This is a genomic window from Maribacter sp. (assembly GCF_016744255.1).
Taxonomy (GTDB): Bacteria; Bacteroidota; Bacteroidia; order Flavobacteriales; family Flavobacteriaceae; genus Maribacter_B.
On sequence record NZ_JADGES010000092.1, the window covers coordinates 1 to 13754 of the forward strand.

Annotated in this window: 12 protein-coding genes; 5 read left to right on the top strand and 7 right to left on the bottom strand. The window is 34.6% G+C overall.

All coding sequences use genetic code 11. The annotated features are described in order from the left end of the window. Both QZZ51_RS13380 and dnaE read right to left on the bottom strand, forming a co-directional pair. A partial coding sequence (locus tag QZZ51_RS13380; protein WP_291870494.1) for a thioredoxin domain-containing protein occupies nucleotides 1-206 on the bottom strand: 206 nt, incomplete at its 3' end. A gap of 107 nt (nucleotides 207-313) precedes the next feature. Next, complete coding sequence (gene dnaE, locus QZZ51_RS13385) at nucleotides 314-4747, bottom strand: DNA polymerase III subunit alpha (RefSeq protein WP_291870497.1); 4434 nt, start codon at nucleotides 4745-4747, stop codon at nucleotides 314-316. Nucleotides 4748-5042: 295 nt separating this feature from the next. Between dnaE and QZZ51_RS13390 the strand changes: the two genes are divergently transcribed. The 5 genes from QZZ51_RS13390 to rimM all read left to right on the top strand — a co-directional run bounded on the left by QZZ51_RS13390 (nucleotide 5043) and on the right by rimM (nucleotide 8537). Then, nucleotides 5043-6383: a hypothetical protein gene (locus QZZ51_RS13390; protein ID WP_291870499.1), complete on the top strand. Its 1341-nt coding sequence runs from the start codon at nucleotides 5043-5045 to the stop codon at nucleotides 6381-6383. Between the two features lie 6 nt (nucleotides 6384-6389). Beyond that, nucleotides 6390-6803, top strand: a complete 414-nt coding sequence (locus QZZ51_RS13395; protein WP_291870501.1) for a hypothetical protein — start codon at nucleotides 6390-6392, stop codon at nucleotides 6801-6803. Nucleotides 6804-6887: 84 nt separating this feature from the next. Beyond that, nucleotides 6888-7301: a hypothetical protein gene (locus QZZ51_RS13400; RefSeq protein ID WP_291870503.1), complete on the top strand. Its 414-nt coding sequence runs from the start codon at nucleotides 6888-6890 to the stop codon at nucleotides 7299-7301. Between the two features lie 177 nt (nucleotides 7302-7478). Beyond that, entirely contained in the window at nucleotides 7479-7997 is a 519-nt protein-coding gene (locus QZZ51_RS13405) for a 30S ribosomal protein S16 (protein ID WP_291870505.1), read from the top strand. A 12-nt stretch (nucleotides 7998-8009) separates the two neighbouring features. After that, complete coding sequence (rimM, locus tag QZZ51_RS13410) at nucleotides 8010-8537, top strand: ribosome maturation factor RimM (protein ID WP_291870507.1); 528 nt, start codon at nucleotides 8010-8012, stop codon at nucleotides 8535-8537. 71 nt (nucleotides 8538-8608) lie between these two features. On the opposite strand, the gene QZZ51_RS13415 is transcribed toward rimM, so the two are convergent. The 5 genes from QZZ51_RS13415 to QZZ51_RS13435 form a co-directional block, all read right to left on the bottom strand. Next, nucleotides 8609-9766 (bottom strand): alpha-hydroxy acid oxidase, encoded by a 1158-nt coding sequence (locus QZZ51_RS13415; RefSeq protein ID WP_291870509.1) that lies wholly within the window; start codon nucleotides 9764-9766, stop codon nucleotides 8609-8611. Between the two features lie 32 nt (nucleotides 9767-9798). Further along, nucleotides 9799-10128 (bottom strand): L-rhamnose mutarotase, encoded by a 330-nt coding sequence (locus QZZ51_RS13420; protein ID WP_291870511.1) that lies wholly within the window; start codon nucleotides 10126-10128, stop codon nucleotides 9799-9801. Between the two features lie 210 nt (nucleotides 10129-10338). Beyond that, nucleotides 10339-11118 (bottom strand): SDR family oxidoreductase, encoded by a 780-nt coding sequence (locus tag QZZ51_RS13425; protein WP_291870513.1) that lies wholly within the window; start codon nucleotides 11116-11118, stop codon nucleotides 10339-10341. 4 nt (nucleotides 11119-11122) lie between these two features. Beyond that, nucleotides 11123-13213, bottom strand: coding sequence for an alpha-L-fucosidase (locus QZZ51_RS13430; RefSeq protein ID WP_291870517.1), 2091 nt, complete (start codon nucleotides 13211-13213; stop codon nucleotides 11123-11125). A 75-nt stretch (nucleotides 13214-13288) separates the two neighbouring features. Next, nucleotides 13289-13754 (bottom strand): alpha-L-fucosidase (locus QZZ51_RS13435; protein ID WP_291870515.1); only part of this gene is annotated, 466 nt, incomplete at its 5' end.

Here is a 13754-nt window from a genome sequence, read left to right on the forward strand (position 1 = left end):
CCATATTTGGCGGCAAATTCCTGATTAGCATCTACATCTACCTTACCAACAACGGCTTTACCGTCGTATTCTGTACTTACCTCATCGATGATAGGGCCTACCATTCTACAAGGTCCACACCATGCTGCCCAAAAATCTACTACTACTGGTTTATCACTTTTCAAAACTACTTCATCAAAAGTAGCATCTGTTATTTCTAATGCCATGTTTTTTTATTTTATAAATATTACACAAATTTAGTCAAATTATAGCCCACTTCCTTACTAACGTAATATACCTTTTTCCTATTGCGATATTAGCAAAATTTATAGTCTTAATTAATTTTATATTTTACTTCTTGCTCTTCTAATGCGGCAAGTAATTCTGGTGTTATTTGAACTTTCTGTTTTCTGGGCACTAAACTAACTTTAATCTTCTCTTCCATTTCATAAACTACAAAATTCAAAGACTGCGTACCTGAGAAAGAGCTAATTGTATCTTTTAATTGTACTACATTTTCTTCCTTTAATTGCGCTACATCTAAATTTATGGTCAATTTTTTCGCAAAGCTTTCCATTACTTCTTGCAGCAACATAAAGCTATTAAATTGCATTCTTGGGTCTCCTTTTTTACCAGTATCTCTATTGGTCCACCCATCTTTTACAAAGATTTTTACATAGGCAAAAGAGCTAATCATTAAGAAGTGTCTAAACTTTAAATACTCCTCCCCAAAAATTCGAAATTCAAAAGTATCCATATAATCTTCCATGGTAAACATAGCCCATCCCTTGCCGTTTTTAGAGACTCTATGCTGCACATCTGTTATAACTCCTGCAAAAGAAACTTCTCTGTTTACATAAGCAGGCAAATCTGTAAAACAAGAAATAGTACCATTGGTAAAGGCTTTTATCTCCGATTTAAAATCATCTAATGGGTGACCCGATATGTAAATACCCACCACTTCTTTTTCTCGGCGTAATTTTTCCATAGTTCCCCACTCTTCACAAGGTGGTATAATAGGCTCTGGAATTTCGGCTTCACTCATTCCCCCAAACATATCCATCTGCGAAGAATTCTGATTTTCTTGATATTTAGAACCCGATTTTACAATCTTTTCTAAGAAAGTAACCCCATCTCCTTCGGTATGGAAATATTGCGCTCTATGGGTTGTTCCAAAAGAATCGAAACCACCAGCAACCGCCAAACTTTCAAAAGCTTTCTTATTAGATGCTCTTAAATCGATACGTTTTGCCATATCGAAAACCGATTTATAAGGCCCTTCTTCTTTTCTATTCTCTACTATGGTTTCTACCGCTCCTTTACCTACTCCTTTTACTGCTCCCATTCCAAAACGTACTGCTCCAGCATCATTAACCGCAAATTTGTAGTACGATTCGTTTACATCTGGCCCAAGTACATCTAAGCCCATACGCTTACATTCTTCCATAAAGAAAGTAACCTGCTTAATATCATTCATATTATTAGATAGTACCGCTGCCATATATTCTGCAGGGTAATGTGCCTTGCAATAAGCAGTTTGGTACGCAATCCAAGCATAACAAGTAGAGTGCGATTTGTTAAAGGCATAGGCTGCAAATGCTTCCCAATCTTTCCAAATTTTCTCTAATTTATCTGCCGCATGCCCTTTTACTGATGCCTGTTCAATGAACTTAGGCTTCATTTTATCTAGTACATGCTTTTGCTTTTTTCCCATTGCCTTACGCAAAACATCGGCCTCACCCTTGGTAAAATTCGCTAGTTTTTGCGAAAGGAGCATTACTTGCTCTTGGTATACGGTAATTCCATAAGTCTCTGCTAAGTACTCTTCACAAGCATCTACATCGTAAATAATTTCTTCCGTACCGTGTTTACGAGCAATAAAACTTGGAATATATTCCATTGGCCCAGGACGATACAAGGCATTCATTGCAATTAAATCTGCAAAAACTGTAGGTTTTAGGGACCTCATGTGTTTTTGCATTCCAGGAGATTCATATTGAAACACCCCTACCGTTTCCCCTCTTTGGAAAAGCTCGTATGTTTTTACATCATCTAGCGGAAAATTTTCTGGATCTAACACAACACCATGTTTGGCCTTTACAATCTTAACGGTATCCTTAATTAAGGTCAATGTTTTTAACCCTAAGAAATCCATTTTTAGTAAGCCCGCATCTTCCACTACCGAATTATCAAACTGGGTACAATACATTTCAGAATCCTTAGCAAGTGCTACTGGAACAAACTTGGTAATATCATCTGGTGTAATAATTACACCACAGGCATGTATTCCTGTGTTACGAACAGAACCTTCTAAAATATAAGCCTGATTTAAGGTTTCGGACTCCAGCCCATCCCCTTCCGAAATAGCTATAAGCTCATTTACTTTTATAAGTTCCTCGCTATTGAATTTCTTTTTAAGAGTAGCCTCATCAACGCCAATTATCTTTTTAAGCTTAGACATATTGGGAATAAGCTTCGCCATACGATCCGAATCCATCAATGGAAGATCTAATGCTCTTGCCGTATCTCTAATAGATGATTTTGCCGCCATAGTACCGTAAGTGATAATCTGCGCCACTTGGTTGGCTCCATATTTATCAATTACATAATCCATTACACGACCACGTCCTTCGTCATCAAAATCGATATCGATATCGGGCATGGACACACGATCCGGATTTAAGAAACGCTCAAAAAGCAAGTCGTACTTAATAGGGTCTAAATTAGTAATCCAAAGACAATAGGCAACCGCAGAACCTGCTGCGGAACCACGACCTGGCCCAACAGACACATCCATTTTACGAGCGGCACGTATAAAATCTTCTACAATTAAGAAATAACCAGGATATCCTGTTTTCTCAATTACCTGAAGTTCAAAATCTAATCGCTCATCAATCTCTGGAGTAATGTCTCCATATCTAATTTTAGCACCTTCATACGTTAAATGCCTTAAAAACTTATTCTCTCCACGTTTACCGCCGTCTAGTTTATCCTCGGCAAAAGCAAACTCTTCTGGAATATCAAAAGCAGGTAATAATACATCGCGCGCCAGCGTATATGTTTCTACTTTGTCTATTACCTCTTGTATGTTGATTATAGCCTCTGGAATATCTTTAAAAATCTCCTTCATTTCTGCAGAAGTCTTAAAATAATATTCCTGATTTGGCAATCCATAACGATAACCGCGACCACGACCTATAGGCGTTGCTTGTTTTTCACCGTCTTTTACACACAATAAAATATCATGTGCATGCGCATTTTCTTTTTCTGCGTAATAGGTATTATTGGAAGCAACCAACTTAACGTTATGCTCTTTAGCAAACCGAATTAATACTTGATTTACACGATCTTCATCCTCTTGGCCGTGACGCATTAATTCTATATACAAGTCGTCTCCAAAGGTGTTTTTCCACCAAATTAAAGCTTCTTCTGCCTGGTTCTCACCAACATTTAGAACCTTACTTGGAACTTCTCCATACAAGTTTCCTGTTAATACAATGACATCTTCCTTGTACTGCTCTACTACTTTTTTATCTATCCTTGGAACGTAATATTTACCATCTACAAAGGCAATGGAAGACATTTTTGCCAGATTATGATAGCCATTTTTATTTTTAGCTATTAGTACAATTTGATACCCATTATCCTTTTGCGTTTTATCCTTATGATCCTCACAAACCTGAAACTCGCAACCTAAAATTGGAGTTATTTCTTTTTCAGGCACAAACTCATGCAAAGGCTCTTCTCCTTCTTCTAAACGACCTTCCTGCGTAGCTTCATATCGTATTTCATTGGCATCATTACGTGATTTTACTCCTTTATTGTGGTTAATTACACCATTAACAAAATGAAAAGCCCCCATCATATTTGCATGATCCGTCATAGCTACGGCAGACATATTATTTTTTGCTGCTGCTTGTATTAAATTTGGAACACTAATAGTAGATTGTAGTATCGAGAATTGCGTATGATTATGCAAATGCACAAATTCTGCAGTCTCTAAAGAGGCTAAATTTTTATTTATTTCGTCCTGTGAAACGCCACCCGTATCTTTTTCCCAAAGTGCATCTGCTATTTTTTTAGATGCTTTTTTTAGATTGATGTGCTTAAGACCAATTAATTGAATCTCTTGAGGGTTTACCTCATTAAAATTCTTAAAATAATCGGGCTGTACATCTAACTGCTCCTTGGTGTATTGTTGCTTACGAATAAGCTCTAAAAAACAACGCGTAGTTGCCTCCACATCTGCAGTAGCATTATGCGCTTCTCCAAAAGGCTTTCCAAATAGAAATTGGTGTAATTCTGTTAGTGTTGGCAATTTAAATTTTCCCCCACGTCCACCAGGTATCTGGCAAAGTTTAGCTGTATGCTCGGTACAGGTATCTAAAACAGGTAATTCTTGTAAGGGATTTTCCACAGCCAACCGATGGAATTCTGCTCCCATTATATTTAAATCGAATTTAACATTCTGTCCAACAATAAACTTTGTTTTAGACATTGCGATGTTAAATTTCTCTAGAACCTCTGCAAGAGAAATACCATCTTGCGCAGCTAGCTCTGTAGATATTCCGTGTATTTGTTCGGCATCATAGGGAATATTAAACCCATCTGGCCGTACCAAATAATCTTGACTCTCCACCAAATTCCCCATCTCATCATGCAACTGCCAAGCTATTTGTATACAGCGAGGCCAGTTGTCCGTATCTGTAATAGGCGCATTCCAGCGCTTAGGTAATCCGGTAGTTTCAGTGTCAAAAATAAGATACATAAAGAAGTTCTTTCAAGAAAAAATAAGGAGATAAAAATAGCCAAAGTTGGCTTTCATATTACAGAAAGGCAACAGTAGTTATTAACGGATTTATAAAAAACATATAATAACCGGTAGTTTTTGTTTTTTCAATAAATGAAACCACTAATAAAATACAGTAATTTCAAATATTTGCTAAAAATAGAGGGAATTTCCCTCGCCATCCACTTTGTTTTGTCTGTTTTTTTTGAAAATTGCAGTAATATCTTACTTTTTTAAAAAACAAGTATTTTTATTAACTTTAAACTTTAACCAAATGAAGACAAAAAAACACTTTTTTAGAATTTTAACCATTGCAATGGTTACTCTATTCTTATTTAATTGTAGCCATGAAATTAAAGAAGACAATACTCTTATTGAGAAAATCAATCTCCAAGAAGATGGTTTAAGTACTGTTCCTCTGAAAAACACTATTGATTATTTTAACACATTAAACCTAGCTAATAAATTAAATAAAGGTACCGATAAAAACGGTATTGACTTAAAAATTGATGTAGAATCTTTAAATCAAGTTGATTTAAGCAATACCGAGGCTAAATTAAATATAGCAGATGCTACGACTAAATTTGATAACGTAGAAACACAAGTATTACAAATAGAAATTGATGGAGAATTACAAACTGTTCTTTTTCACCATATACCAGAGAAAAAACCCACAAATAAGGGAAGTATAAATGAAACAGCTAAAATTTCCTTTACTGGATCTATTGTAACAACAAATTTATATGGTATTGTTCTTAGTGGATTCAAGATTGAAAATAGTAATATAATAGGTGCATATAATAAACCAAATATCAGTTCCTCAGGCCCTTGTGGCTACCCAAATCCACCTTGTCAGATTAACTTAGAGGAAGTAGTTGTTACCAACAACCCTTCTTCTTGGCATAGCTATAATGATGGATTGTTAAATAACCGTTATTCATGGAGTAATTCTCTAAATAATTATTCCTCTATGGGGCATGCTTATGCAAATTATTATAGAAATAAAGCTATTAGAGAATTTGATGATAAAATAATAGATGAACTAAAAGATAAGGCTAAATGCGTTTTTGATAAAATGAAAAATGAGGATTGGGGGCTTAAAAATGCTATCAAAAAATTTGATGGAGATTTCCCTGTGGCACATTTAAAATTTTCAATGTCAACAAACTTAGACAATTCAACAAATGCTGTTACAAATAACTCAGGAACAAATCATATTGAAATTAAAATTAACAGCAATACTCTTAATGATAGAACCACACTAGGGATAGCAAGAACATTATCTCATGAAATAATACATGCCGAATTATATAGAAAAGTTAGGTCAGTGGGGGGATTAATATCTCAAAATGATTTTCCAGGAATTTATGATTATTACAGACGTCATGTCAAAAATTGGCAACATCAGCAAATGGCGCAACATTACAGACAAACTATAGCTGACATACTAAAAGCATATGATAATAACCAAAATACTAATCCATTTTATAATGATTTAGCTTGGGAAGGTCTGCAAGATACAATTGCATGGGAGAATTTATCTTCCTCTGAAAAAGAAAGAGTAAAAAAGACTATCAGATCACATAAATCTAATGGGAACAAAGAATGTAAATAAAAAATCATGAAACTTATACTTTTAATTCCGCTATTATATTTTGGGTTTTATTCTCAAAATATTCAAAAAACAGAAGTTGTTCATTTAAAATTCACAATAGATAATAATCTAGATAAAAAATATTATGATTCCCAAGGGTCGGTAAATTTTATAATATCAAATGAACACTTCATATCTATGGGAAAAGGATTGAAAATCTCTAGTTCCCAAATAAATGAAATAAATTTCCAATCAATAACTGATATTACGAAAATGGAAAATGATTTACGACAAAAATATATTGACGAAGGAGAAAAAAAAGGTATAATTAAAATAATTTCCAAAGACGATATATTTAATAAAATTTATGTCTATGAAAAAGAAAACTCCACTAAATGGTGTAGGTATTTAGTTAAATGGATAGATGAAATAAAAAATTAACCCAAACAATAAAGTACCGAGGTAAAAAACAATTAAAATTTCAATATCTACTAACTAAAGAGTTTAATTTCCCAACTCTATATTATGGTATATTCAAAAAAATTATTAATTTTTATACAAATACTACTTTTAATAAGCTGTTCTACCACTAAAAGAAAATTGATTCCAACATCAAACAAAGGTGGGTATTTATTAAACTTAACCACTAATCTTAATCTACCAGAGAAAAATATCACAGGAAGAGTATTTGACATTAAAACCAATGAATTATTAGGTGGTATTGAATTAACCATTGGGTGCATAAAAACTCAAACTACTCCGAATGGTGAATTTTCTTTTAAATTAAAAGATTTTAGCAACGAAGCTTTATTCATCAAAACATCAGGCATTGGCTATAAAATAGTTGAAACTGATTTTATAAATATGAACAATAAAAACGCACTAAACATTGACTTCTATTTAGCAGAAGATGATAGACCCTTCATTAATTGCGAGTAACAAGAACCACAAACATACTTAAAAAAATGACGTAGTATATTTATCTAAAAATTAATAAATATTTTTTTATTTACTAGGAAGACGTATATTTGCAGCCCTTTAACAAGGAAAAAGATTCCTGCCCTTGCAGGAATGTATTAATAACCAAGGGTCGGGCACCCTACAAATTAATGTGATATGCCAGTAAAAATTAGATTACAAAGACACGGTAAAAAAGGAAAACCATTCTATTGGGTTGTTGCTGCAGATGCAAGAGCAAAAAGAGATGGTAAATTCTTAGAAAAATTAGGAATATACAATCCTAATACTAACCCTGCTACTATTGAGCTTAAATTAGACAACACTGTAAAGTGGTTACAGAATGGTGCACAACCAACAGATACTGCAAGAGCAATTTTATCTCACAGAGGTGTTATGCTAAAGCACCACCTTTTAGGAGGTGTTCGTAAAGGCGCTTTAACAGAAGAGCAAGCAGAAGAAAAATTTGCTGCTTGGTTAACTGAAAAAGAACAATCTGTTGCGGATAAAGTTAGTGGATTAGACAAAGTTAAAGCTGACGAAAGAGCAAAAGCATTAGCTGCTGAGAAAGAAGTAAATGAAAAGCGTGCTGCTGAAGCTGCCGCTGCTGCTTTACCAGATGTTGAAGAAGTTGCTGCTGATGCTGAGGATGCTACTGCATCTTCGGAAGAAGAATAGATACTATTGACGATGCAAAAGGAAGAATGTTTCTACTTAGGCAAAATCGTCTCTAAATATAGTTTCAAGGGAGAAGTACTAGTTAAAATAGATACAGACTCCCCTGAAATTTACGAAAACATGGAATCAGTATTTGTTTCTCTAGGAAACAATCTGGTTCCATTTTTTATTGACAAATGTCGCTTACATAAATCTACCCTTTTACGTATAGATTTTGAAGAGGTAAAAACAGAGTCCGATGCCGATCGCATCATGGGTTCTCTATTATATCTTCCTTTATCCTTTTTACCAAAACTTACTGGTACTCAATTTTACTATCATGAAATAATTGGATATACCGTTATAGATGATGTACATGGAAATATAGGTATTATAACAGGAGTGAATGACACCACTTCGCAGGCCTTATTTGAAATTGAAAAAGGAGATAAACAAATACTCATCCCTGTTAGAGATGAGCTTATTACCAAATTAGATAGAAAAGAAAAAACCATCTATGTTTCTACTCCAGAAGGATTGGTAGACTTGTATCTAGATTAATATTTTCTTTTACATTTATAGACAAAACTAATCACCTTTATATACAAAAATAGATATCCTGCTCAAGAAATTTATTCTTTAGATATTAAATGGTTAGGAAAATCGATTACATCTTCACAGCAAATCTGCTCCATAATTTGCTGTAATTGTATTTTTAATAATGAAATAGTATGATCTCCTCCTTTAGAGCCCATAGCAGATACTCCATACATAAACGAACGCCCCATAAATGTAAAATCTGCCCCACTGGCTAAAGTTCTGGCAATATCTGGCCCAGAGCGTAAACCACTATCCATCATTACTTTTATCTTATCTCCATAACCTTTTGCTATTCTCGTTAAAGGCCTAATAGTAGATTCTCCTGCGTCTAATTGCCTTCCTCCATGGTTAGACACAATAATACCATCCAAACCAAGTTTAATCGCCTTTTCCGCATCTGCTTCATTGGCTACGCCTTTGAGTACTATTTTACCTTTCCACATATCTCGGATAGGGGCTATTTTTTCTTCATTTAACCTTCCCGAAAAAGTTTGATCCATAAACTTTCCTAATTGTTTTAAATCTAAATTTTTAGGCATATAAGGTTTTAGTGTTTCAAAATTTGGCTGCCCATGAAGAAGTGTTTGCATAGCCCAATTTGGTTTTCCCAATACCTGAAGTATATTTTTAGCCGACATTTTTGGTGGCATTGCCAATCCATTCCTAATATCCCTAGGACGAAATCCAAATGTGGGAACATCACAAAGAATTACCAAAACTGGACATTCTACAGCTTCCGCTCTTTTTAGAATATCATCTCTAAGTTTATTCTCCGCAGGATGGTATAACTGAAACCATGCTTGTCCTTCCGTTATTTCTGCTATACGTTCAATACTACTAGTGGTTACCGTGCTTAATACAAAAGGCACATTATGCTCAAAAGCAGCTTTAGCCAAAATTTCTGGAGAATTTGGCCACATTAGGCCTTGTAAGCCTACGGGAGCTATACCAAAAGGAGCATCATACGTATGGCCAAACAATTCTGTTTTCATTGTAGAGGCCGTATGCTTGCTTAAATAATAAGGCAATAATTCTACTTCCCGAATCTCGGCCGTATTTTTATGTAAGTTTACATCTTCATTACACCCTCCATCTAAATATTCAAAAGCAAATTTTGGTATTCGTTTTTTAGCCCGCTCTCTTAAATCTTCGATAGACGGGTATTTTGAGTTAAATTTTATTTCCTTCATATTTTTACTTTCACAAATTCTTTTCTCGTTTTTTATAACTTGAATATATTTTCCAGCAACATCCATTTTTCTCCTGGCTTAGCCATAGGTAAAGCCTGTTGGTAATTCCACATGAGTTTTTCCCATTCTTGAACTTTGGAATTTTTAGCATCCATAAGTGATTTTCTTTCAAAAGAAAAAGACTTATCTACTTCCATAATCATAAACAATCTATTCCCAAAATGATATATCTCCATATCTAAAATTCCGGCTTCTTTTATACTTTCTATAATCTCTGGCCAAACATTCTTATGATATGCTATATATTCTTTTATCCGCTTTTTATCTTCGATTAAATCGAGTGCAAAACAATATTTTTTCATTTGCTTACATATTTATACTGATTGTCTTACACAATCTCTATAGATCTTTAGCCTAACTAAACCACTCCCGTAAAACACAAAAGAACTCTTTCCTTTTTCCTTTTATCCATTAAAAAAAATCAACATTTCTATTTGTCGTACACTTTGCAAGTGACAGAATGATTAATGGTGTAAAATGATTTCAAAAATATCTCTATAAAACTATTAACACTACAAAGCCCTGTCTAAATGGGTATATCCGCCATCTACAAAAATTAATTGTCCTGTAGTATGACTAGATTTTGGTGACAGTAAAAATATTACTGTATTCGCTATTTCTTCCCCGGCTGTCATACGTTTTCCCAAAGGAATTTTACTTGTAATTTCTTTTAATTTTTCTTCCGGATCTTGGAATGTTTTTATCCATTTATCATATAAGGGCGTATAGCATTCTGCAATTATTACAGCATTTACTCTAATACTGTATGGTAATAACTCTACTGCCCACTCGCGAGTCAATGCATTTCTGCCTCCGTTCGCAGCAGCATAACCCGAAGTTCCTCCTTGCCCAGTTATAGATGTTTTGGAACCGATGTTAACAATTACCCCTTTACTTTTTTTAAGCTCAGGCAGTACGTAATGCGCCATTAAATAATAATGGGTTAGATTACGATTTATAGATTCTACAAAATCTTCATGATTACCATTCTCCAAGCCTACACCATCATTGACTCCTGCATTGTTAACCAACCCATCTATTCTTCCAAATTTATCTATGGTCTGTTTTACAGCTTCTTTACACTGATCAGGATCTGTAAGCTCTGCAAACGCATAAAAAGCTTTACCTCCGAAATCTTCGATTACCTTTACAGCATCTACAACATTTTTTTTATTTCTCCCTATAATAACAGGTATTGCTCCTTCTTTTGCCAGTAGATTACATATACTGTTTCCAATGCCTTTAGACCCTCCGGTTACCAATATTACTTTATCCTTTAGTTGTAGATCCATAACTTTAATTTGATGTAATTATTCCAACTTCTCCAAAGGAAGTCCTAAAATCATCTCCCATAACTTCTATTCCTTTTAGTTTTATGTAGCGTCCTTTTATGGCATTGAACTTCACTTTTTGTTCTATGGGATTGTTAAGTACATTTCCAAACTCTCCTTGTGCTACTGTTTCCCAACTTCTATTATCAGCACTTACCAAGAATTCATAATGGGTTATAATTCCAAAAGACCAGCGTTCTTGTATTGGCCAATAGGTAAATCCTGTTAATTGATGTTCCTTTCCTAAATCAATAACAACCTCTTGCGGCTTTTTAACTCCTTTATCCGTTGCCCAAAAAGTCTTCGGATTATCATCAATCATTTTATCCCCATCTTGTATATTACCAGATGTAGCCCCTATTACTTTCCATTCTTTTTTAGAAACATCAAAATATGTTGATACCGTTCCTGTCTGCTGTTTTTTTTCAGGATCATAAGCCATACAGTTTACCATTACTGATTGATTAACCAAAAAGGGTTTTTCATATTTTATGGATGAAATAGAGGGGGAAAGCCCATCTAACGTATAATAGACTTCTACATTTTTATCAGGAACCAATAAGCTTACCATTCCATTCTTATTTCTAATTATCTGGGGTTCTATTAGTAAATTTGGAGCTCTATAAATTTCCATATTCGAAAGGGCAATGGCTCCTTTTGCATTCAATACATGAATTTTGACTTTGGATGCTTTTACCGTATTAAATCGTAAAATACGTTTATAACCAATAGTAGTCTGCCTATCTATTTCTTCCCAATGCCCATCTACTTGGACTTCTACAATAAAATTTTGAACTCGTTGTCCTAAAGGGATATACTCTTGAAGCAAGATTCTATTAATTTCTGTGGGTATATCAAATTCTATAGTTATGGATGCTTTGGTAACACCATCATTGGTTGCCCAATATGTTTCCTTTTTTTCGTCGTTTATTAATCCTGCACTATATTCATAACTTTTACCCCTAACATTGGTAGCACTTACTTTAACGTCCTTAGCCAAATTATGAGAAAAATCCATGTCCAATTGTTTACGTAGGGCTATTAATTGCTGCACATCCGTTTCATGTACCAGTCCTCGATTATCTACTGGAAGATTTAGTAGAAGGGATGCATTTCTACCAACAGAATTATAATATATATCCAATAATTGAGGCACTGATTTTACTTGATGGTCTTCCGACGAGTGATAATACCAACCAGGACGGATAGAAACATCTGCTTCTGCTGGCAACCAATGCGTTCCGTCTTCATGTCCTGAACGCAATTCTATATACCTAGGCCAACCTGGATAAATCTCATCTCTACGCATTATGCTCCAATTGGTCTCATTGGCCCAACCTTCTTCATTACCCACCCAGCGAACATCTGGCCCTCCATCTCCAAAAATAACGGCATTGGGTTGCAGTTTCCTAACTATTTTAGTAACCTTTTCCCATTCATAATACGTATTACTGTCTATTTTTCTAGTTTCATTAGCACCTCCATAATAACCAGAACCTCCATTAGCACCATCGAACCAAACTTCAAAAATATCGCCGTAATATGTAAGTAACTCTTTTAATTGTTTGTGAAAATCTGTAATATATTCTGGCTTGCCATAATCTTTATGATCTCTATCCCAAGGAGAAAGATACACCCCAAATTTAAGACCGTATTCCTTACAAGCCTTTGATAAATCTTTGAGCACGTCTCCCTTACCATTTTTCCATGGCGAGTTCTTAACCGAATGTTCTGTCGTACTGGTTGGCCAAAGACAAAACCCATCGTGGTGTTTTGCTGTAATAATTATACCTTTCATACCCGCCTCCTTGACCACTCTTGCCCATTGCCTAGTATCTAATTCAGACGGATTAAACTGCTCTGGAGATTCTCCACCCAAACCCCATTCCATATTGGTAAAGGTGTTCATATTAAAATGAACAAAGGCATAATATTCCATTTCATGCCATGCCAGTTGTTTTGTAGATGGCAAAGGACCAACTGGCTTAATAGACTGGCCTGTTTTACATGAAAATATCATAAAAAAAAATGTTGCCAACAAGATGTATTTATGCATTTTCATATACGTTTTTTTAAAATTAATAATCCTATATCCTGTAGCCTCTCTTTTATATAAAAAAGTAAAACGCTACTAATTACTCTCTATTACGGCACCATCTTCCCTATAAAGATTAACTTCATCATCTAACAAAAGAGCAATAACAGTCATCTGTTTATCTAATACATTCTCCGGAACTTTTATATAGGTAATACCTGGATAATGGCTCCAATATACTTTCCCCACTACTTTATGCGAAAGTTTAGTTCCTTCTCCGACCACCCAAATACGATTAATCTTATTTTTTAATCCTCTGACTACAACTTCTCCTTTGGGGTTGCCTTTTACAAATAAATAGAGAATTTTTTTATCTTTAGACAAGGTCGTAGGCCCATAAAAATGTTCTTTAGGTATACCTGATAATGTCCCATATATTGCTTCTTTATGTTTCGTAGTCCATTTTCCTAGTCCTTCTAAAATATGAACCTGTTCATCAGGAATCGTTCCATCGGCTTTAGGTCCAATATCAAGCAACAAATTACCCCCATTACCAATTACA